Genomic DNA, 14,878 nt, shown 5'->3' with positions numbered 1-14,878 from the left:
CGCGTCTGCGATAGACGCAGTCACGCCCTCAGAGGCAAGAAACTACTTCGCTGCCGCAGGATATGAGCCGGAGTAAGCGGGAAACGCTCTAATGGGCGCAGAGCTCTGCAGTTATCCATTCCAAATACCTATACTGCGACTTTGCTCGTGCCCAGGCTACGAAGATCAAACGCTCGCCAATGCAATTGTTGACAGGCAGCGTCAACTTGGGAATTTACATTTTTTTCGAGAAGCTATTCTTCTCGGATTTCAACAAATGGATCGCCAGCGTGTCAGGCGTTTAGCAACTGAAGTTTTTGGCAATTCAGCTCCACCGCTACAACGCGCAATCGCTTACGCTGTAAGGAATTATGAACGAATGAATGATCAACAGAGAAACCCGCTTTTGAGAAACCTCTTACAAAGCTCACAAGACTGGTTCATCAGTCGACTTTAGAATCGTTTTCAAAATCAGAACCACCGAATTCTGCGCTCATAAACCACTCAAAAACTGGCTATTTTTTTGTACTTTTCATCGGTATTTGTTTGTAAAAACGGCTGATTACTGCGTTTTTTTCTGAAACATCACTCTCTGGGGGTGAAGGGGTCGTCGGTTCAAATCCGGCCTGCCCGACCATTTTTCAAAAATTCCCCGAAATATTCGAATTGATCCGGCCTGGAGCTGGACACCCGCAAAAACCCTCCATTTTGATGCGGCATTCGCGGGTTTCGGCTTTTTCAGTCTGGTGAGTGCGATTTTTCCGCGTTTTCTCTGGTTTTGGGGGTTTTTGACCCGCCAAAATGCGCTCTGCGCCCGATACCAGACGCACCTATGCTGTGGCCTTGGCGCGTTCAGGGAAAATCAGACGGTCAAAGTTGTAAGCCAGGTTGGCCAGCGTCAGTTTCGCCTCGGCGCGTGCGAGGCCGATCGTGCGGATGAACAGACCGTAGCGGTTTTTCTGATGGGCAAAGACATGCTCCACCCGCGCGCGGACCGTGGACTTCTTCGCATTGGCGCGCGCGGCCGCCTCTGGCATGGACTTGTTCGCAGGCTTGCGCCGGTGGATGCGGCTCACCAGCATGTTGCCTGCCAGCCATTTCTCGTTTGTCTGCGAACGGTAAGCGCTGTCGGCCCAAACATCCGAGGCCGTGTTGTCCTTGGTGACGACGTGCTTCAATTGCCGGCCATCGGCATCCGCGGCCGATGTCACATGGCATCCCCGGATGAAGCCAAAACGCCGGTCAATGCTGATATGACTTTTGTAGCCGAACACCGGCAGGGCGATTTGCGGCAGCGGCGTGCCATCGGGCCGAAAGCGCGGCTTGCCGCCAACCTTCAGCGTCCAGCGGGCATTCGTGTCCTTCTGAGCCGCCTTGCTGGGCGCATCCGGCCAGATTTCCTTGGCCGTTTTACCCGCCTTGACCGCTTCCTTCTCGTCTTCGGTATTACGCTGCTTGGGCGCGGGAACCAGGGTCGCATCGACGATCTGGCCGGACATGGGGATGTAGCCCTTCTTCTTCAGTTGCCAGTCGAAGGCCTTCATGACGCGCTTCAAGGTGCCGGTCTCCGTCATCCGGTTGCGGAAGTGACGGATCGTGTTCTCATCCGGCGTGGCCCCGCCCAGTTCAAACCCCAGGAACCGCATCCACGACAACCGGTCCCGGATCATGAACTCCATCTTGGCATCGCTCAGATTGTGCTGCGCCTGAAGGATCAGCACCTTGAACATCGAAACAGGATCGAACGGCGGGCGCCCGCCCTTGGACCCATTGCCGTATCCCAGCCCCTCTACGAGCCAGTCACGGAAATACTCAAAATCGACTGTGGCAGACAGAACCTCAAGCGGGTCGCCGTCCTTGCTCAGACGTTCAAGATGCTCGGATAAACTGAAAAGGCTCATTGGATGCATCACCGCACCTCCATGGAGCCAGTGAATCAGATATCACCGCTCAACGCGAGGGTTTTTGCGGGTGTCCAGCTGGTTGCATTGGCGTTTTGCGGCGCTCGTTGCATTTGCCGTTAGCTGAAGAAGCAAAAGCGTACTTGGCGCGATCCGCGCCCCATCAACACATGCGCTGCGACGGACATAATTGCTTTTTCCGGATACGGGAACCTCACAACTCAAGTTCAAGGCCACTTGCACATTATTTCCGGCTAGATGTTGAGCCTCAGGCGATCAATCTGCACAGGCGGAAAAACGATAAGTCCAAGAACGTTGCGGCCGCCAGCGTCCCATTGCGGTCGAACCAAAGCATCAATCCCAATAAACGCAGCGGCCAGAACAGACCGGTAAGCAGGTAAAACAGCTTTGTCTTCGATATCCGAGCCTACCGTTTCGACAGCGCGCTTGGGCAGATGTTGAAGTGGCGTTTGAAGGCGGTGGTGAAGTTGCCGGGGGAGGAATAGCCCGCCAGATAGGCGGCTTCAGCTATGGAGACGCCGTCCATCTCAAGCGCCTGACGGGCATAGGCCAGCATGAAGGCGCGGATATATTTGCCCGGCGACATGCCACGGGCCGTCAGGATCAGGCGGCGCAGGGCGTTGAGGCTGAGCCCCACCCCCTTGGCCAGGTCCAAGGCGGACACGGTCTGTCCGGTGTGACTGTTGAGGAAATGGTCAATGGCCTTCAGCCGCTCGTGGTCATGGGGCCGCAGCCGAGACGCAGGGCCCTCCTGACCGTGCGTGCGCAGCTGGCTGAACGCCTCGCTGATCAGCGCCAGAACCCGGCTTTCCAGGGCGAGGCGGCGGACATGCTCCGGCCCCTCTGGCAGGCTCAGGATCTGCTCGGCCTGGGCAATGCTGTGGGCGGAGGGCTCCCAGGACCGGATGGCCAGATCCGTGCCGCTCAGATGCGTCTCCCTGACCGTCTGACCGTCGGTCTCCTGGCCTGACAGGTTGACAAGAGCCTGAAGGTCGGTGCCGCTGGCCTCCGCCAGCTTTGCCAGCCAGCCGGCGGTCATGGTGATAACGATTTTCCGCAGGCGGTCGCCACGCCGGCTCTGCCGCCTGAAGGGCTGGGGCTGTGCGTTCCACCTGAGAAGCGCCACTGGCTGCCACGCCTTTTTCTCAGCGCAGTAGACCGGCATGGGGATCGGCAGGCCGCCAAAACTGGCCGAGATATGGCCTTGCAGGAAAATCGACAGGACGAGCCGCGGATCGCAGACATTTTCAACCGTCATGCCCTTCAGCTCTTCCGTATCGGCGAAATGTACGCTCAAGCCGGGCTGAAGCTGCAAATAGCCGATATTGCCGCGCAAAAGCCTCGTCTCCCCTGCCAGCGCCGGTTCGACGACCTGCCAGCCGGGCGCCGTCAGGGTCAAAGTGTCGAGTTTTTGGCGCGTGACATAGTGATTGCCGTGGCTGACGGGCACAAACATGCTGCTCTCATAAGTGTATCTTTGCTGATTACCTCTAATACTTGAGTTTAAAAGTCAAGTTAATCTTTGCCGCTGTCAGCCCCGCCCGCTTTGAACACATCCGGGTCGGCGGCAAATTGCACCGCATGATAGAGCGCCGGCAGGCTGGCGGGCATGTGCTCCAGTCCGGAATAGACTTCAAAGGAGACATCAACAAACCCGTCCACCTTTTTGAGGTGGCTGGCAAGCTCCGACGCGTTTGTGACCATCTGATTGGCGTCAAGCCAGGCCTGCCGGTCTTTCGCAGACATGCCGCTCTTCAGCGCCCAGCTGGAGATTTTTTCCTCATGGCCACCAACACTGAGGCGCAGGGGAATTTTCCTCTGGCCGCCGCCAGACCCCTTGCTCGGCCCCTCCTCCTGGCGCGCCATCAGCGCGGTCATGGTCGCACGGCCGTTGAACCAGAGCGACGGGCTGGCCGCCACATAGCGGTCAAAGGCCTCCGGCCGGGTCAGAAGAATATGGAGGGTCAGGAGCCCGCCCAGAGAATGCCCGGCCAGGGTCTCATTGTCCGGATCGATTTGATAGCGCGCGGCAACAAAGGGTTTGATCTCGTCAATCAGAACCTTTGCAAAGGCCTCCCCTCCGCCCAGTTTTGGCCAGGGGCGGCCATTGGGCCGCTCGGGAAGATCATAGCGGTCAGCAGGCGGGGTCAAGTCATAGGTGCGGCGTGTTTTGAAATCCGCCGGGTCCTTGTAGCCGATGCCGACAATCAGTGGCGGTGTCAGACGCGCGCGCCGTGCGGAAAGCGCCGTCAGGCGGGCAATGCCAGCGAGGGGAATGAATGACAGATCCGCGTCAAAGACATAGAGCACCGGATAGCCCTGAGGCGGCGGAGGGCCCTCCGGCCTGGACACATAGAGGGTCAGCCCGGTTTCAAGCCCCTTTGGCGTGAAGGGATAGGCCACCGCCCCAGGCACGGCGACGGCCGCAGGCAGGGGCTCTGCCGGTGCTGCGGCTTTGGTTTTTGCCGCTGCCGCTTCGGTGACTGTGATGGTGGTGGTGCTCTTGGCCGGGGTGCCGGAACCAGCATCCGCTGGCGGCGCGCAGGCAGACGACAGGAAAATCATGGTGATGGGGACCAGAGCTTTTTTGAGCATTTTTCTCATATTTGGAATCGATAGAAGGCCGTGCTGTTCGACACTCCGCCGGGCTGGCGCGCGGCAGGGCGCGGCGGTCAGAACTTGACCGCCAGCTTGAGATTGAAGGTGCGCGGCTTGCCATAGAAATTGAATACGGTGGTGCCGCCGATCCGCTCGTAATATTTCTTGTCGAAGACATTATCGACATTGAATTGCGCGCTCAGGTGCTCGTTGAGGTCATATCCGGCAAAGGCATCCACGACCGCATAGCCCGGCGCTTTGATGGTCGTGCCCCGGCTGACATTGTAAAAGTCGGAGAATGCCCGCAAGCCCGCGCCGACATAAAGCCCGTCCAGATGTGCGTTGAACCGGTCGTCAAAGGTGTATTTGGTCCAGAGCTGTAACATGTGGCGCGGTGTAACGGTGCTGAACGCCTCACCGCTGTCCAGGTCTTCGGTGTCCGTATAAGTGTAGCCGGCCATGACATCCCAATTCTCCAGCGGACTGCCTGACACCTCCATCTCCACCCCGCGCACCCGGACCTTGCCTTGCGACAGATAGGCGCCCGGATTGTCCGGATCGGAAATCGCCCGGTTGGTGTCCTCGATCCAGAACAGGGCCGCGCTTGCAAACAGGCGGTCATCCAGAAACTGGCTCTTCAGCCCGGTCTCATACTGATACCCCTCGCGCGGATCGATGATGTTGCCGTTGATGTCAGTCTCCGACTGGGGCTGGAAGATGGCGCTGTAGGAGCCATAGACCGTGGCATAGTCGGTCAGGTCGAACGTCGCCCCGGCATAGGGGGTGAAGTGGTTGTCGATGTCGATCTTGTCGGAGACATCGCCGGTGGTGTTGTCCGTGGTTTCCGAATTGTACCAGGTGAGCCGGGCTCCGCCGACCAGCGTCAACCGGTCCATGGGCCGGATGCGCAGCTGGCTGTACAGGCCCAACTGGCTGGGATCGGAGCTTGTGTCGGTGGAATAGTCGAGATCCGGTTCGGCAACGGCCGTGTTCCAGTTGTAGATATTGAAGCTGCCGCTGATATTGCCGCGTGCCTGCTTCATGTCGCTGATCACCTTTCGGTAATCCGCACCGACAATGATATTGTGCTCCTGGCCGAACAGCTCGAACGGCTTGCTGACATGGGCATCCAGCGCCAGTGACTGCTCATGGAACTTGCGCCCCAGATAAGACATGCGCGACACGTCGCCATTGGCGGCCGCTGAACTGCCCGCATAGCCATAGAGAAAATCGACATAGCGGTCTGAAAACCGGCCGGAAACCTTGGCGTGGCCGCCGCCGTCAAACTCGTGCTCCAGCTCCGCGATGTAATCGGTCACGTTGTTGTTGAACCGGTTCCAGTCGGCAATGGTGGTGGTGGAAATATCGACATCCAGCAAAGTGCCATCCGCCAGGGTTGGCAGGCCGTTGAAAGGGGTGATGTCCTTTTGCATATGGCTGACGCTGAGGGTGGCCTTGGTGCTGTCATTCAGATCCGCCTGGAGCGTGCCATAGGCCACCCCGACCCCGTTCTCAACGCCGTCCACCCAGCTGTCCTGATGCTGCAGGGCACCGACAAAACGGCCGCGCAAGGTGCCGCTTCCGTTCAGGGGTCCGGTCACATCCACATCCCCGCGGATATTGCCGTAGGACCCGCCGGAAACGGATCCGGAGGCGCCGAACACATCCCGGGCCTGTTTCAGGCGCATGTTGATCGCCCCGGTCGGCTCGCCCGTGCCACCAAAAAGACCGGACGGCCCGCGCAGGATCTCCACATGGTCGATGATCGCCATATCCGGCTGAGTGCCGTAAATGCTGGAAAGGGGCGCGGGCAGACCGTTGAAATAGAGCACGTCATATTCAAAGCCCCGGGAATACAGGCTGGAGCGGCCATCATCATTGGCCAGCACCAGCACGCCAGGCGTTTCCCTCAAGGCCGTATCGAGGGACGTATAGCCGCCATCTTCCAGCTTCTCCCGGGTGATCACATGGGTGGATTGCGGGATCTCACGCACCGGGACCACTTCCTTTTCCCCCACGCTCACCAGCTCGCTGGCATAGCTTTCCGTGCCTTCCGTCTCATAGCTGGTCCCTTTTACAACGATTGTTTCCAGCACCGTTGCCTCTTCGTCTTCTGCCAGCGACGCGGACGGCGCCGCCCCCAGAATGGTGCTCGCCATCAGCGCCGTCATGAGAGAGCTGCGCGCTCTGCGGCCGGTTCTGTGTGCGGTTTCGTATGTCATCGTGACAGCCCCCAAGCAGCGCAAGCTGCATAAACATGAGTATTCTTTTCAGGTTTGCGCAAGCTACGGAGACGGGCCTTAAGGCTCAAGACCGTCCCCCTCTGCCAAAACACCGATTTCCTTTGCGAAATGCCCCCTTGCCGATTGCTTCCATCCGCACTGACCAGCGCTGCGGGGAGCTGCCCGCTCCCTTTCTTGCCTTTCTCGTTTGAGGCAAATTTCTGTATTGAATAGGCTTTTCCCTTCCAGAATCTCCCAAGGGCAAATCCGGGGGAAACACCCGGCTCGTCCTGCGCGCAGAAGAAAGGGATTTCGGGGATGTCCCCCGCCAGACAGAAGCCGGACACAGGACGGTGGCGAATTTGAAGGGGCCGGTTTGAACAGGGCGTCGCCCTTCAAAATTCCGTCCTGCTGGCGCTTCGGCATTCCCGAGAGGGAGACGCATGGTCGCAGACGAGCCAAGAATCACCATCGCCCCGGATGCGGGAGACGCATGCTCCAACACCTGATTCCGCTAGGTCACTCTCGGGAAAATTACAACCACAAAAGGAGAAAATTTGACGATTTACGCAACATATTATCCATTTAACGAATTTTCCCTGGGTTTCTTGTTCAAATTTCCTTGCCTCTACCCCAAATGAAAAGAATTGTTAGTTTTCCTGTTGCACACATGGCCAAGGGTCGTGATGCAGCAGAGTAGCGGCGCCCCGCGTTCCCAGTCGAGACGTGATTCCGGACCTGTGCTCTATGTCCCTGTTTGAAGACATGATTGATGAGCTGACCAGCGGCCCCAGCGGGTCAGGTGCCGGGGGCTATGCGTGCATGAGCGATGACGTGCTTTTGAGCGACCTGCGCGAACGGCTCGACATGCTCTTGAGCCGCCGCCAGCAGACCCTCTCCATGGAGGTCTACACTTTTGTTGTGCTGCGGGCCTTCCGCAGCCTGAAAGAGGCCTAAGCGCGATGGATACGCACAGCTTTCTTTCCAGAGAGGCAGAAGCCTATGCGGACCTCTTCGATGGCGGTTTTGTCATCCGCAGCTTTGTGCGTTCCGTCATTGAAGGCTATGATGGCCGTACGGACTGGCGGGACTTTTCGCCCGAAGAGCGAACCGAGATCCTGCTGAATTGCCACAGAATGATCGAACTCTTGCGTCAGGCGGAGGCGCATTAATGCATATAAAACGCGTAGATCCTGCGAATATGCAAGGCTTGGCCGGAGACTATATCCGGGAGCTGGAAGCGTTCTTGCGCCATACTGGCAGCGTCTTTCAATCCCACATGCCTCAATTCCACCGGGTGGTCTTCACTTCGGCCGCTGCCGATGGCGATCATATTCCGCAGATCGGCTATGTGGGCAAGGAAAGCTACATCAAGAACGTGATGGAAGGGCATTTCGGCAGCGACATTGCCAGTGCAATCCGCCATCAGGACCCGGCATTCGACCGGGCCGTGGCCGGAGGCTTTGCCAGAGCCACCCAGGGCGACCGGGTGTTTGAGCTTGTGGAAATGGATGTGGCGCCCCCCGGCGCCCTCACCCACCTGCCTGTCAGCTACTACCGATATATCGAAAAGCTTTGGCTGGGAACGCCAAAGCCGGTTCTGGTCAATCTGACGCTTCCGACGTCGGCCCAGTTTCACGACAATCTATTTTTGCGAGATAAAGCACGTCTCTTGGCAAATTGAAGAGAAAAACATCATCCTGTTTGCGGTCCTCCGGCGGATTGAGCCAGCGCGTTGCATAGGGATAGGTGTGGAACGCCCCATAGACGCCGCCGAGGGACTTGCTCACCCGGTCCGCCCGCGCCAGCCCCAGGCAGGCAGTTGCATCCTTCCAGGTGGCCAGTCCCAGATAAAGGTTCATGCGCGCAATCAACCCCAGACGCTCCAGAGACTTGCGGGCCGAGCCATGCCCGGACACGTTGAGCGCATCTCCTGAATAAATCACCTTGCCCTGAATGTCGGTCATCGGTGGACAGACCCAGTCCAGATCGACCGGATATTCGGGCCCGTAAAGCCGGCTCAATTGCGTGCGGTGATACGCCAGATAAGTCATACTGCCGGTGTCGAACAGCTGGCTGCAATAGAATGACACCGGCTCATCGCCCTCCAGCGCCACATGGCAAAACCCGTTATGGCCGTTGAAATCAAAAAACCGGGTGTGGAAAAAAGGAGTCACATTCTTTCCGCACGCCTCAAGCAGCGGCACAACCTCGCCGAAGTCCCTCAGCACCCTCACGGAGCATCCAAGAGTATAAAGCCGCGCCCGGCAGGCGGAATAAGCGTTAAACAACGTAGAGACGTCTTCAGGTCCCAAGGAACCCCCCATTTGGCTGACAAACTGATCCGAATGGATGCGGACGGTGAGAATAAACGGGACGATCTTTTTCCAGTCTTCCTGAGAAACCGGCTGCTCACGGCCCCAAAACAGCGCCAAGCAACCCCTGACTTCAAGGGGACACATTTAATCGGTATCGTTTTTTTTGACTAGAAAAAAGTACCTAATTTACCATAAATTGAAGATTTCTTGGAAAACAGAGCCGCCTCAATTTCAGTAAAATTTTATATATTTTAAGAAACCATCAAAAATCCGCGCGACACTCGCACCCTAATACAGAATTTTGTTAGGATGCAGCCTTAGATATACCACCTCAAGAGCATTCAAGATGCTAAATCTATTTAAGTATTCAAATACAGTCAAAGCCACAACTATGACATGAACATTCCCTGGAAAGACGCAATCACTCTCCTGCCCGGCAGCTGAGCGTATTCTGAAGATGAAGAGCAAAGCGGCATTTCTCCCAACCAGCCTTGCTAGACATCGGTCAGGGAACGCTCAGCTGGAGGCAATAAACAGGCTCCTCACCGCTGCTGATCATTGCGCCGCAAGTCACGCCGCAGATGCAGCGCCAGCAACCCGGGCTCCAGTGTGTACCGCATTCATCCGGATTGAACCCACTTTGTCTTTCACGTTGAAAAATCTGAAGGAAAGGCAGCGAAAGGCCAGCCTGTTCGCGGGTCGACAACCTCCAAGCCGCCTCTCAAATCCCGGCTTGCGCCTGATGGACTTCGATCAGCCCGTTCCTCAAGCCGCTTCTTCGGCATTGCTGGTCACCTTGCCGATAAATTCGGACAACCAAGCGATTTCCTTGAGATAAACTTCCATGCTGAGGGAGGCGAGTTCCATGAGCAGTGCTTGAGGATCCGGATTGTCGAAGCCGGTTTCCTTCAAAAAGGTATTGTACTCTTCCCTCAAAGCCTTTGGCACTTGCATTTCGGCCTCACGCATATTTGGTCGCCACACACTCACCGGCGCCCCACCGACACCCGTTAAGGCATCGTTAAGAACCTCCAGCCAAAGCCGGTATCGTCAGTTTTTCCCTTTCCACGCTATCCCCAGTTCTGCACAGTGCAGCTCTGAAAAACGCAAGAAATTGGCGAAAACTCAGATACAAAGCCTTAAACCTCTTGCAATATCGCGGCCGAATCTTCGACCGTGATAAGAATCGCAAGTATAAACCCTTAAAGCCTCGCTGATGAGCCCGGAATGAGCCAGTCCACAGACCTTTCATTCGATCCCCTGTCGGCCGCCTTCGCGCAAGACCCCTACCGGTTCTATGCAGATCTTCGCGCCCGGCCCGGTTTGACTTATTTCAACGCGTTCGATGTCTGGCTCGCCTCCCGGTTTGAGGATGTCAGTCAGATCGTGATGCATGACAAAATGGTCCGGTCCATGGAGGACATCGCATCTGCGGAGGAAATTGCGGCCCAGAAGCGGGCTGACAACTGGCATGACATGCCCCATCATGCACGCTTTGTGCAGTTCTCCCTGCTCGATAGCGACGGGCCGGTCCATGACCGTTTGCGCAAACAAGTGTTCAAATTGTTCACTCCGAAAATGGTGAACACGCTTCGCGAGCACATCCAGACCTATGTGAGCGGCCTGATCAACGGGCTGGCGGAGCGGGACGGGATTGACTTCATCGAGGATCTCGCCGCCCATGTCCCGGGCCACATCATTGGCCGGGTTCTGGGCCTTCCCGACGAAGACTGCCCGCAATTGCGCATCTGGTCGGAGAACATCGTCCAGTTTTTCGACATTGACCGGTCCGATGCCCGCAAGGAGCTGGCGGAGCGCAACACAACCGAGTTCTACCTGTATCTTCAAGAGCTGAAGGCCAAACGAGAAGCCGCACCGAAGGACGATCTCCTCTCCCTGATGATCGAAGCGGAACGCCAGGGGCAGATCTCCCATGACGAGTTTTTCTCCACCGCCATGCTGATCCTGATGGCCGGTCACGGCTCGACCATCGATGTTCTGGGTAGCGGCCTTCATGCACTGCTGACCTTCCCGGACCAGATGCAGCGGCTGCGGGAGGAGCCCGCCCTGATCAAGACAGCGGTCCAGGAAATGTTCCGATATGAATCACCCCTGCCCTTTTTCCACCGCTACGCGAGCGAAGAGGTGGAGATTTGCGGCCGCATGTTTGCGCGCGGAACCAAATTCGGTGTGCTTTACGGATCTGCCAACCGGGATCCGGCGCAGTTTCCGGACCCGGACAGATTTGACGTCGGCCGCGCGCCCAACTGGCACATCGCCTTTGGCCGCGGCGCCCATTTCTGCCTTGGCAACCACCTGGCCCGGCTCGATATGGATATTATTTTCTCATTCCTCCTCAATCGGTTCAAGACAATCGAGCTGGCCGATGCCACAGTGCCCTACAAACGCGGGCTCTCTGTGCGCGGGCCGGAGAGACTTCGGATTGCCTGGCAACCGGCATAGCTGAGCGCAGATACACAAACGGACAAAAGGCTGACTTTGATGCGCTTCTGGACATTTCTCATTGCCTTTGCAACCGGCAGCTTTCCAGCCGCTCTTCTTGCAGACACGATCTCTCTCGGGCCCCGCCCTGCCTATCTGGTCAGCCAGATGGCGGACACACCCTTGAAGGAGAAGCTGGCAAGCTGCATCGGCCAGCCGGTAAAACGGAGCCTTTTTTCCATCAGCCATCGCGGCGCGCCGCTACAATTTCCCGAACACACCGAAGAAGGCTATCGCGCAGGAGCCATGATGGGGGCTGGCATTCTGGAATGCGACGTCACCTTCACCAAGGACAAGGAACTGGTCTGCCGCCATTCCCAGAATGATCTGCACACCACAACCAACATTCTGACCACGGACCTTGCCGGGAATTGCACCTCCGGTTTCACGCCTGCAAAAGATGGTACGCTGGCCTCTGCCGAGTGCCGCACGTCGGACCTTACCCTTGCCGAGTTTAAGAGCTTGCGTGGCAAGATGGACAGCGCCGACAAGACGGCCCAAACGGCAGACGACTACCAAAAAGGCACGGCACCCTGGCGCACGGAGCTTTATGGCGGCACTGGCACTCTGTTGTCGCACGCGGAGTCCATTGCCCTATTCAAGCATCTGGGGGTCAAGTTCACCCCCGAGCTGAAAGCGCCCAAAGTGGCCATGCCCTTTGACGGCTTCACCCAGGCCGCCTATGCCCAGAAACTGATCGATGCATACAAGGACGCGGGCATTCCGCCCGAAGATGTCTTTGCTCAGTCCTTTAATCTCGATGACATTCTCTATTGGATCCAAAACGAACCGGACTTCGGCAAACAGGCCGTTTATCTCGATGGGCGCAGGGATCTCGACCCTCAAGATCCGTCGACCTTCCAACCTTCCATGGCGGAGTTGAAGGCCATGGGGCTGAACTATCTGGCCCCGCCGCTCTTTGTTCTGTTGAGCCTTGAGGACGGCAAAATCGTGCCATCCGTCTACGCGCGGGAGGCCAAGGCCGCCGGGCTCAACCTGATCACCTGGACCCTGGAACGCTCCGGACCTCTGTCCAGCGGCGGCGGCTGGTACTATCAGACGGTGAGCGCGGCCATTAACAGTGATGGCAAGATGCTGGAAGTGCTCGACGTGCTCGCCCGAGATGCGGGTGTCAAAGGGGTCTTTTCGGACTGGCCGGCAACAACCAGTTTCTACGCCTCCTGCATGGGCTTACCCTGACGCGCCCCTGCCGCCCGTTGCCGCCTGCCTCCGCCGCTGCCCGGCTCCAAAACTGGCAGACTTCTGCCGGTTGCCAGCCGGTTTTTACAGCTCATTTCTAGTCTGCCCGTAGATTTCCAAGCCTGTGTGCGGTCAGACACTTGAAAACATTTCCGCTGCATAACGTAAACGGCCAGCTTCTTCATTCGCAAACCGCCCCTCTGACCGTGTCAGATAGGAATACCAACCGCAATGAACAGGACCCCATCTCACCTTGTGCTCAAGTCAGTTCATATGGTGGGCGTTCCAGAGGAAAGCTGCCGCCTGCTTTCCAGTGCCAATGATACGGATGTGGAAATGCTGATCTGTGGTGATGCGATGAACCTCATCCTGTCCGGTTGTACCGTGCACAGATGCGCACCCCCTGCTCGATGTTTCCACACGCCCTGTCCGGCCGCTGCGTCACTTAAGTTCCATCAGCAACCCTGCAGCCCTCGCGGCCTCTAAAATTCAAATCAATTTGTTTCGAAGTCTGATAAGTACTTCTTCACCTATTCTGTTTACGCTTCGTCCGATTTCGTTGAACATTTATGGTCAAACCGTTGAAAACGCACCCGCTTGCAAGCGTGGACTGTCAGGTCCTTTTCCGGGACCTCCAGCCGCTCCCCCGTCCCGCCCTCACGGCCCTCGTCGAGGAAGCTGCAGCAGGCATCGGCCTTGAGCCCGAAACCTGTTCGCTGATCGCAAGTTCTGCGAATCTGGATTTCTGTTTTCTGTGCGGCGGCCTGCAGCTTCAGATTACCCAGTCAGTGCCGTTCAAGGAAGATGACTATCTCCAGATCGCGCTGGACACATTTTCCTTTGAAAGCAATGTCAGCTATGCACCCTCCATTGATCCGGACCTGATCGCCTGTACCCATATTTCTGTTCAGCCGCGCTCCACGGCCTCCAGTGAAGACGGCCAGGCCGGTGGAGCAAAAGCCGCGTTTGAAACCGCTGCTGAAAGTTTCAAAGCCATGGCGCTGGCAAAGGCGGTTGCGCTTCTGATTCTTGCAGAAACAGACGCCGAGGCTGTCTTCTGGGGCCCAAGCACATTTTACCTGGACGCCGCATCATTCAAACGGATCGCCGAAGCCAGCAATCCGTTGCTGCTCTATCTCCATTGCCTCATCCATGTGCGCAAGGACCCCCATACGGGTGAAGCGCTTACCGGCGTTGCCACATCCGGCGCCCAATGGCTGACGGGTCACATGATTGACATTCCGCCCTGTCCGGAACCTGCGAACGTTCTGGTGGAACAGGCGTATGACTTTGTCGCCCAGTCCCTGAAGGCCGGGGACGTTGTGCGGGAGGCAAGCCAGTTGGAGACCGGCGCTCTTGATCTGCCCCTCACCCGGCAACCCGCGGAAGGGGTGCGGCCCGCACGGACCACCCTCACCTTTCAGCCGCCTTTAGCGCCCAGCCATATCTATACGCCGCCTGCTCTGGACGAGGACGAGAGCGCCTTCGCAGAAGACGGGTTGAAAGAGCCGCAAGACGAACTGGAAGAGGTGTTCGCTGATACAAGCCCTGGCAATCCGGACACCACGCCCGAGCCGAAGCTTGATCCGGGTGACCCGATTGATGCAGCCATCTTGGACCGGCTTGCGGCGATAAAATTTACGCCCCCGGAGGAACGCGGCGCGGACGAAGCCCCGCAAGCCGCTGAAGATGCTGTCCCGGAAATGTCCGGCCCCGCGCCGGAGATCACCCCGGTGGCGCATAGCGGCGAGGATGACCACACTCCCTCTCCTGACGACTTGCCGGAGCCGGAAACGGCTTTCACCGAAGATGCGGCTGCGCTGACTGCCCGGCTGGCGGTAACAGAACCGGCGAACACCGGCACTCCTGTTCCTGACACCCCGCCCTCACCAGAGAGCAGTCGGCCACAGCCCGTCAAACGAGCGAATGGGCGTATGTCCATGGCCGAACTCAGGGATTTCGCCCGGGAAGCTCAGGTCAGCCTACCGATAGAAAAATCCCGGCGCGCGAAAGCAAACGGGGCCAATGGCTCCCGCCTCATGGGTAAGATTTTTCCAAGAAAATCCGGTTGACCGCCGGATCAGCGCCATCGTGGCAAATCGCGTTTTAGCGAAGCTGCCCTTGGCGGCCTGATACA

Annotated in this window: 12 protein-coding genes; 6 read left to right on the top strand and 6 right to left on the bottom strand. The window is 57.6% G+C overall.

The genetic code is table 11. From position 1 onward, the window contains the following. Window positions 1-809 precede the first annotated feature (809 nt). From ACXAIC_RS12225 to ACXAIC_RS12210, 4 genes are all read right to left on the bottom strand, one after another. Window positions 810-1,889, bottom strand: coding sequence for an IS5 family transposase (locus tag ACXAIC_RS12225; protein WP_475178780.1), 1,080 nt, complete (start codon window positions 1,887-1,889; stop codon window positions 810-812). Window positions 1,890-2,307: 418 nt separating this feature from the next. Beyond that, window positions 2,308-3,357, bottom strand: a complete 1,050-nt coding sequence (locus ACXAIC_RS12220) for a helix-turn-helix transcriptional regulator (protein ID WP_475178776.1) — start codon at window positions 3,355-3,357, stop codon at window positions 2,308-2,310. Between the two features lie 59 nt (window positions 3,358-3,416). Further along, window positions 3,417-4,496 (bottom strand): alpha/beta hydrolase, encoded by a 1,080-nt coding sequence (locus tag ACXAIC_RS12215; RefSeq protein WP_475178772.1) that lies wholly within the window; start codon window positions 4,494-4,496, stop codon window positions 3,417-3,419. 77 nt (window positions 4,497-4,573) lie between these two features. Then, a complete protein-coding gene (locus ACXAIC_RS12210; protein WP_475178771.1) occupies window positions 4,574-6,721 on the bottom strand; it encodes a TonB-dependent siderophore receptor in 2,148 nt (715 codons plus the stop codon). Window positions 6,722-7,468: 747 nt separating this feature from the next. On the opposite strand from ACXAIC_RS12210, the gene ACXAIC_RS12205 reads away from it, so the two are divergent. From ACXAIC_RS12205 to ACXAIC_RS12195, 3 genes are read left to right on the top strand one after another with little or no spacing between them, the layout of a single operon-like run. Further along, window positions 7,469-7,678, top strand: a complete 210-nt coding sequence (locus ACXAIC_RS12205) for a hypothetical protein (protein WP_475178766.1) — start codon at window positions 7,469-7,471, stop codon at window positions 7,676-7,678. Between the two features lie 5 nt (window positions 7,679-7,683). After that, window positions 7,684-7,893 (top strand): hypothetical protein, encoded by a 210-nt coding sequence (locus ACXAIC_RS12200; protein WP_475178763.1) that lies wholly within the window; start codon window positions 7,684-7,686, stop codon window positions 7,891-7,893. Further along, window positions 7,893-8,405, top strand: coding sequence for a hypothetical protein (locus ACXAIC_RS12195; RefSeq protein ID WP_475178759.1), 513 nt, complete (start codon window positions 7,893-7,895; stop codon window positions 8,403-8,405). The genes ACXAIC_RS12200 and ACXAIC_RS12195 overlap by 1 nt, the downstream gene beginning before the upstream one ends. Here ACXAIC_RS12195 and ACXAIC_RS12190 read toward each other — a convergent pair. Further along, window positions 8,326-8,898: a hypothetical protein gene (locus tag ACXAIC_RS12190; RefSeq protein WP_475178757.1), complete on the bottom strand. Its 573-nt coding sequence runs from the start codon at window positions 8,896-8,898 to the stop codon at window positions 8,326-8,328. The two genes, ACXAIC_RS12195 and ACXAIC_RS12190, sit on opposite strands and share 80 nt — an antisense overlap. Before the next feature lie 906 nt (window positions 8,899-9,804). Continuing rightward, on the bottom strand, window positions 9,805-10,008 hold the full coding sequence (locus ACXAIC_RS12185) for a hypothetical protein (protein ID WP_475178753.1): 204 nt from the start codon (window positions 10,006-10,008) through the stop codon (window positions 9,805-9,807). Between the two features lie 258 nt (window positions 10,009-10,266). Here ACXAIC_RS12185 and ACXAIC_RS12180 point away from each other — a divergent pair, with 258 nt between their 5' ends. The 3 genes from ACXAIC_RS12180 (at window position 10,267) to ACXAIC_RS12170 (ending at window position 14,813) form a co-directional block, all read left to right on the top strand. Then, on the top strand, window positions 10,267-11,502 hold the full coding sequence (locus ACXAIC_RS12180; protein ID WP_475178750.1) for a cytochrome P450: 1,236 nt from the start codon (window positions 10,267-10,269) through the stop codon (window positions 11,500-11,502). A 39-nt stretch (window positions 11,503-11,541) separates the two neighbouring features. After that, complete coding sequence (locus ACXAIC_RS12175) at window positions 11,542-12,741, top strand: glycerophosphodiester phosphodiesterase family protein (RefSeq protein WP_475178748.1); 1,200 nt, start codon at window positions 11,542-11,544, stop codon at window positions 12,739-12,741. A gap of 581 nt (window positions 12,742-13,322) precedes the next feature. After that, window positions 13,323-14,813 carry a hypothetical protein gene (locus ACXAIC_RS12170; protein WP_475178745.1) on the top strand — a complete coding sequence of 497 codons (1,491 nt, stop codon included), beginning with the start codon at window positions 13,323-13,325 and terminating at the stop codon, window positions 14,811-14,813. Window positions 14,814-14,878: the final 65 nt, after the last annotated feature.

This window comes from Roseibium sp. AWQ4_254 (assembly GCF_056161025.1).
The sequence above is the reverse complement of the archived record's forward strand: the minus strand, read 5'-3'. Positions and strand labels throughout refer to the sequence as shown.